The following is a 6,515-nucleotide window of genomic DNA, read 5'->3' as shown; positions in this document are numbered from 1 at the left end:
CTGAGTCAGAAAAAAGGCGTGGATTTGATGAGCGCCCCAAGCGTGACAACCAAGAGCGGCACCCGTGCCACGATGGAAGTGACACGTGAGTTCATTTACCCAACGGAGTTTGATCCTCCGCGTCTTCCACAGGGTGGTGGTGGTCTCAGCGTGGGCGGTGGCGGTGGCGGTGGTCAGCAGATTGCAACTCCGACAACTCCGACGGCCTTTGAAATGCGCCAGACTGGTGTTCGCCTTGAGGCTGAACCTACAGTTGGTGCTGATGGCAACACGATTGAACTGACCTTGGCCCCAGAAGTGGTGGAGTTTGATGGATTTATCAATTACGGCTCCCCCATTTTGTCTCCTTCGAGTCAGTCGGTGCTGCCGATTCAGCTCTCTACTGGGACGATTGGTTATGTTCCTCTGCAACAGCCAGAGCGTCTGATCACCGCCAACATCATTAATCAGCCGGTGTTCTCGGTGCGTAAGGTGACCACAGGTGTTTCCATCTGGGATGGACAGACGGTAGCTCTGGGCGGCCTGATCCGCGAAGATGTGCAGGATGTGCAGGACAAAGTGCCTATCCTTGGCGATCTGCCCTTCATTGGGCGCCTGTTCAAGAGCGAGTCCGAACAGCACTACAAGCGTAACCTGATGATCTTTGTGACGGCCCATTTGATCGACCCCTCGGGTCAGCGGCTCAAGCCAATCAATGGTTCGCAGGCAGCCTCAGTTGATGCGTCTGCGGTGACTGGCTCAGTCGGAACTCTTCTTCCCCCAGTGACTCCTTAACAGGCTCAATCAGATCATTTCTTAACTCTCATCAGGCAGGATTGCGTCAAGCATCCTGCCTGATGTGTTTTTAACGACTGGCAATTGCAGATGGGCCGCGAACCGGCCATTTACTTCGATGAAATCTTGGTTGATCACGGGCGGAGCAGGATGTGGCAAAAGTACATTGGTGTCGATGTTGATGCAGCAGCTCACGCTGCCGCACCGTTTCTTTTCTGCTGATCAGATGGTGGGGGAGGTCATGAAGCGTGATGCGACGATCAAGGGACTGGTGGCGGTGTTTGGGGAGAGGGTTTTGGTGAAGCCCGGTGAGATCAATCGTCAATGGCTGCGAGACGTGGTTTTGCCGGATGCCATGTTGCGCAAGAAGCTGGAAGGAATTCTGCACCCGCCGGTACTGGAGGCTCTCGAGCTGGCGCGCGGGGAGGCCGAAAAGGCAGGGGTGAATCTTTTCCTTGCGGAAGTCCCCCTCCACTATGAGATTGGAAGTACAGTTTCAGCAGACTTCGTCATCGTGGTGGCTTCCAGCCGGTCGGTGCAAGTCAGGCGGATGATGGAAACCCGGGGACTCGACGAACCGACCGTTCACAAGTTCCTGGAGGCCCAATGGCCCATCGAAGCCAAGGTTGAAAGAGCAGATGCCGTCATTTGGAATGATGGTTCTCTGACATCTCTTGAAGCCCAGGTGCTGACGCTGGCAAGTCCACTCTTGCAAGCATGAACGACCCATCTACCGAATCCCCCGCCACTCCAGTGTCGGAATCCCTCCCTGCTGCCACTCCTTCCATGGAGAATCACGAGCCACAGCTGGAAAGCGCACCGCCCAACCAACCTCCTGCCAATTCCGGAGAGCAGCCTGCTGAACCGCAGAAGACGGATGGAGCACAGGCCCCCTTTCCAGAGGAGGTCTCCATCAATGATCTGCAGGATTCCTCGCTCGCAGAGCTGCTGGAACTCGCGGAGAAGGTGAATTTTCGTCTGAATGCCAGCCGCACGAAGCATCAGCTTATTTACGATCTTTGCTCGTGGATGGCGGAGCACAAAACCCGCCTCAATGTGGAAGGGGTGCTGGAAATCGGTACGGACAATTACGGACTCATTCGTTACCCGAAGTACAGCTTCACCCCCCTGCCTGAGGACGTCTTTGTCCCGTTGTTTCTGGTGAGGAAATTCAATCTGCGTCCAAGTCAGAGAATTGCAGGGATTGCCAAGGCTCCCAAGGATAGGGACAAGTATCTGGCGATCGATCGAATCACTGAAGTCGAAGGGATTACCATCGATAAATGGGAGACCCCGCCCGACTTCGACAAACTGACGGCCACCTTTCCCAACAAGCGCATCATTCTTGAAACGGCGAAGCCTTGCGCGGTCAGTTCCCGCATTTTGGACATCATTGCGCCGCTGGGCAAAGGCCAGCGTGGTCTGATCTGCGCGCCGCCGCGTTCAGGCAAGACGGTGATTCTGAAGGACATTGCCAAGTCCATCTCGCAAAATCACAAGGAGATCACGCTCATCGTGCTGCTGTTGGACGAGCGTCCTGAAGAAGTCACGGATTTCGAGGAAACCGTGCAGGGGTGCGAGATTTACAGTTCCACGTTTGATGAGAGTCCGAAGCGTCACAGCCAGGTGGCTGAAATTGTGCGTGAGCGAGCCTGCCGTCTGGTGGAGATGAAGAAGGATGTGGTCATTCTGCTGGACAGCATCACGCGTCTGGCCCGTGGCTATAACTCTTCGCAAGGCAGCAAGGGCGGGGCCTACATGGCCGGGGGCGTTGGCACCAAGGCGCTGCAAAAGCCCAAGAAGTTTTTCGGGTCCGCCCGGAATGTTGAAGAAGGCGGAAGTCTCACGATCATTGCCACTGCGCTCATCGAAACCGAGAGCCGCATGGATGAAGTGATCTTTGAGGAATTCAAGGGGACCGGCAACATGGAGGCCACGCTTGATCGTGAAATCTCTGAGCGCCGGATTTACCCCGCGCTGCATATTCTGAAATCGGGCACCCGGCGTGACGATTTGCTCTACCATCCTGACGAATTCCGGCGCATCACCCAGGTGCGCAAACAGCTTGCTGCTGTCCCCGCTGTTGAGGCACTTGAGATGCTCATCCGCAACATCAACCGCACGAGCAACAATGCGGAAATCCTCCTCATGGGACTGAAATGAACGAGGAAGAATCCACACCGAAGGACTATGAGTTCATCGACACTCCAGAGCATCTCGACCAATGGGTCGGGGAGATGCGCACCTGGCTGGCAGAAAGCCCGGACAAGCGCTGCTGCCTAGACACCGAGGCGGACAGCCTGCACCACTATCACGAAAAGCTTTGCCTCCTGCAGGTGAACTGCGCCGGGCGCTATGCCTTGGTGGATCCGCTGGCCATTGCGGATGTTTCTCCGTTGCTGAAGCTGCTGGATGACCATGAACTTTGGTTTCATGGAGCTGACTACGACCTGACGATGCTGCGGCGGACCTATGACTGGAATCCGCGCGTGATTCGCGACACGCAGATCGCTGCGCGTCTGCTCGGAGCGCGCCAGTTTGGCCTCGCGGCGCTGGTGAAAAACGCCTTTGATCTGGATCTTTGCAAGGCGTCCCAAAAGGCTGACTGGAGCCGCCGTCCGCTGCCGCCCAACATGCTGTCTTATGCGGTGGATGATGTGCGCTATCTGCTGACCATCGCGGAGAGATTTGTGGCCGACCTCAAGCTGAAAGGGCGGGAGGAATGGTTTCATGAAAGCTGCCTTTCTTTGCAGGAAGATGTCGCCGCGCGTGACAAAGTGGCGCGTGAAGATCCGTGGCGTGTGCAGGGCTGTGGCCGGCTGCACCCCAGAGGGCTGGCTATTCTGAAAGGCATGTGGGACTGGCGTGAAGGCATCGCGAAAGAGCGTGACACACCCTGTTTCAAGATCATGTCGAACAAGCAGATGGTGGCCTATGCCGAGCAGTTTGAGGCCGATCAGACGCTGAATCCGCCGAACGGCTGGCGTCCGCGCTGGAAGAAAGAGTTTTTCGACATTGTGGCCGCCATTATGGCATCCGCTCCAGCCGACTGGCCGCAGCGGGCCAAAAAGACCAAGGGACGCCTCAGTGATACTCAGCGGGACCAGATCGACAAGCTCTGTGCGCATCGTGAACAAGTGGCGCAGGGGCTTGAGATTGAGCCCTCGCTGCTCGGATCACGCGCGACCATGGAGGAACTTGTCGTTGATGGGGATCCGGCCAGCCATCTCATGAACTGGCAGCACGATCTGATGGCAGGTGGTCTGGAGCAGGTGCTGCAGACTGCGGAGTAGATGGGGGGGCGCAAGCACGCCCCGTCTGTCAGTGTGTGGCAGAAGCCATGGCGCACGTACGCGCTCGAAGTCGGGCGGTTTGGCGAAGGAGGTTGTGGGTGATGGGATGCGATGGACGCCAAACACACCCAACCTACGGCGCGGGGCGTTGCATCTGCTGGACGAGGCTATTTTTGCTTCAACCAATCTGGCAGGACGAGGTCTGCACTTTTGACTGGGGCGGTGTCGCCTTTCCAGACAAAGCCGGCATTTTCGAAACTCGTGCGGTGCTCACGCAGAAAGGTGAGCAGGCGGTGTCCCACCTGCTGATGGGGTGAATCATGCCGCACGGCGAAGGGCTGCACGGCCTTGGATTTGTCGGCAGGCAGCGGCACGGCATCGAAGTGGGTTTTGTCGTTGTTGATGTTGATGCCATAGACCACGGCGGCGTCGAGTGAGCCGGTGCGCATCTGATTGACCAGGAAATCTGCTGTGGGTACCTGGGATGAGGCGTTCTTGCTGACGCTCTCCCAGAGGTTCATGGATTTCAGCATGGAGCGCGTGAGGTAGCCGATGGTGGACTGCTCCGCATTGCAGATGCCGACGCGCAGACCGGGGCGGGCGAGATCTGCGAGGGTGTGGATTTCCTTGGGGTTGCCCTTGGGTACAGCGATGACGATTTCGGCCTCGGTGAGGAGGATGGCCTCGGGAAACTGCTCTGCTACTGGCGGGACGAAGCAGACATCGCAGGCGTAATACACGTCGGGGAATTTGGGATTGCTGCTGTCCCCCATGGTTTTCATGGACGCGCAGAGAATGCCGCAGCCATTGAAGACGGTGGTCATGGTGATGCCTTCGTGGGTGGCGAACTGCTGCAGGAGTTTTTCGATGGCGGTGCGGTTCACCCCACCGCTGTAGATGATGAGATCCGGCCGTGCGGCCCACTTGTCTCCTGGCACATTTTTGAAGCCGTGTTTTTGAAAAATGGCCCCGCCTTTTTCCGGGGCGGTGAGGTAGCGGGCAAAACGCAGCGCCTCCGCTGGGTGCTGGCAGGATGACAGCAGGGCTGCGGTGGCGTGTTCTGTATGCTTCGCCAATGCGGGCAGCACAACGAGTTCCAGGCCTTTGAACTGTGGTATAACGGAGTCCCACACGATGGCGGCATCGACGGCACCCAAGGAGAGATCGGCGGCGATTTCTGTCACGGTGGGCTTCATCACGGCGGCTTTTGCGGCCAGCGCATCCCATTCGCTACCGAGGAGCTTTTTGACCACGCGGCCGATGCTGGCGGCTTCGGGATTCGCGAGGGCCAGTTTGATGTTGGGGCTCTTCAAGGCCGCGAGACTGTCGATGTGTTTGGGGTTGCCCTTGGCGACTGCCAGTACGGCCTGCTGGTTTACCAATGGAAACTCTTCGCGAGTGACGCCGAGCTTTTTTGCATCGGCCAGGGCGCCGTCATCTGCGGCGATGAAGAGATCGCCCTGCTTGGCGATCCGGAGCTGGCTGAGCAGGGTGCCGGTGCCGCCGTATTGCAGTCGGACCTCCGTGCCTGTTTCTTTTTGATAAGCGGTGGCGATTTCCTCGACGGGCTTCTTCAATCCAGCGGCGCAAAAGACCGTCAGCGGTGCAGAGCTGCCTTTGGCGGGTTTAAGCGCGATCCATGCGGCGGCGGCGACGGCTCCGAGGCATAGGACGATCAAAAGTTTCTTCAGCATGAGGGGGCAACGTGACAGAAAGGCCGCATCGCTCAAACATTACGCGATCAATTTCTCGATGACCTGGCCGCCGAACTGGCTGAGCTGTTTGAAGCGCCCCGCGTGGTAGAAGGTGAGCTTGTTGTCGTTCAGGCCGAGCAGCCGCAGCAGGGTGACGTGTAGATTTCGAACGTGATGGACTTCTTCGACGGCCTCCATGCCGCGGTCATCGGTGCTGCCGATGGTGTGGCCTGCTTTGACGCCGCCACCGGCGAGCCAGACGGTCATGGCTTTGGGATTGTGATCGCGGCCGTAGGCGGTGCCGCCACGGACGCCGTTGTCGGGTGTGCGGCCGAATTCTCCGCACCAGACGATGAGGGTGTCATCGAGCAGTCCGCGTTGTTTGAGGTCTTTGATGAGTGCGGCGATGGGCTGGTCCACCTGGTGGATGAGATTGCCGTGGGCGCGCTCGATGTAGTCGTGGCTGTCCCAAGTGCCTGCGTAGAGCTGCACGAAGCGCACGCCTTTCTCCACGAGCTTGCGTGCGAGGAGGCACTTGCGGCCGAAGGCGTCGGTGGCATCGCTGCCGATGCCGTACATGGCTTTCGTATTTTCATCTTCGTGGCTGAGGTCCAGCGTCTCGGGGACCTGAGTCTGCATGCGGAAGGCGAGTTCGTAATTGTGCATGCGTGCGCGCAATTCATCGTGCCATGGGTGGGCTTCGGCGTGGCGGGTGTTTAGCTGGGCGAGGATATCGAGGTTGGCGCGCTGATGA

Annotated in this window: 6 protein-coding genes; 4 read left to right on the top strand and 2 right to left on the bottom strand. The window is 58.1% G+C overall.

Translation table 11 applies throughout. The features are described 5' to 3' along the window. From PSV43_RS03670 to PSV43_RS03655, 4 genes are all read left to right on the top strand, one after another. The coding region (locus tag PSV43_RS03670) for a type II and III secretion system protein (RefSeq protein WP_300193897.1) at positions 1–774 on the top strand (774 nt) is incomplete at its 5' end. Positions 775–892: 118 nt separating this feature from the next. Next, on the top strand, positions 893–1,495 hold the full coding sequence (gene coaE, locus PSV43_RS03665; protein ID WP_300193895.1) for a dephospho-CoA kinase: 603 nt from the start codon (positions 893–895) through the stop codon (positions 1,493–1,495). After that, positions 1,492–2,937, top strand: a complete 1,446-nt coding sequence (gene rho / locus PSV43_RS03660; RefSeq protein ID WP_300193893.1) for a transcription termination factor Rho — start codon at positions 1,492–1,494, stop codon at positions 2,935–2,937. The genes coaE and rho overlap by 4 nt, the downstream gene beginning before the upstream one ends. Beyond that, a complete protein-coding gene (locus tag PSV43_RS03655) occupies positions 2,934–4,067 on the top strand; it encodes a ribonuclease D (protein ID WP_300193891.1) in 1,134 nt (377 codons plus the stop codon). The genes rho and PSV43_RS03655 overlap by 4 nt, the downstream gene beginning before the upstream one ends. Before the next feature lie 167 nt (positions 4,068–4,234). Here PSV43_RS03655 and modA read toward each other — a convergent pair whose 3' ends face one another. Together modA and PSV43_RS03645 are read right to left on the bottom strand one after the other, a co-directional pair. Further along, on the bottom strand, positions 4,235–5,761 hold the full coding sequence (gene modA, locus PSV43_RS03650; RefSeq protein WP_300193889.1) for a molybdate ABC transporter substrate-binding protein: 1,527 nt from the start codon (positions 5,759–5,761) through the stop codon (positions 4,235–4,237). A gap of 39 nt (positions 5,762–5,800) precedes the next feature. Then, on the bottom strand, positions 5,801–6,515 hold a 715-nt coding region (locus tag PSV43_RS03645), incomplete at its 5' end, for a DUF1501 domain-containing protein (RefSeq protein ID WP_300193887.1).

Origin of the sequence: Prosthecobacter sp. (genome assembly GCF_029946185.1) — a bacterium.
GTDB lineage: Bacteria > Verrucomicrobiota > Verrucomicrobiia > Verrucomicrobiales > Verrucomicrobiaceae > Prosthecobacter.
This window is presented reverse-complemented; position numbering and strand designations above follow the sequence as displayed.